Genomic DNA, 294 nt, shown 5'->3' with positions numbered 1-294 from the left:
GTTCCCCCTCCAGTCCAGATAGAACCCATTTGGCCTATAGCAGTAAGCGTTGTAACATGAATGGAACTGTTTTGTAAGGAAGCAGCTAATGCCCCTGTTAAAGGCAACCCCGCAAAACCAGAACCATCTAATCCAGTAATAATACCTATAATTAAAATACTTAGTGCTGCTAATAAGGCACTTTGCGGTAATATCGTTTGTGTTGATTGAACAAGGTCAAATAAAAATGCTGGCGGATTTTCCTTAACTCCTATAGTGTCAGCAGAAAGATCGGAAGTTCCTTGAAAGAGAAAG

1 pseudogene is annotated in these 294 nt (G+C 40.5%); it reads right to left on the bottom strand.

Going from position 1 to position 294, the window contains the following annotated elements:
• Window positions 1–294: pseudogene (locus JKP73_RS22770) on the bottom strand (hypothetical protein); the annotation flags it as partial.

The sequence above is a fragment of the Virgibacillus salexigens genome (assembly GCF_014905415.1).
In the GTDB taxonomy this organism is placed as follows: domain Bacteria; phylum Bacillota; class Bacilli; order Bacillales; family Amphibacillaceae; genus Virgibacillus; species Virgibacillus salexigens.
Note: the sequence above shows the minus strand (reverse complement) of the source record. Positions and strands in the feature narration are given on the sequence as shown.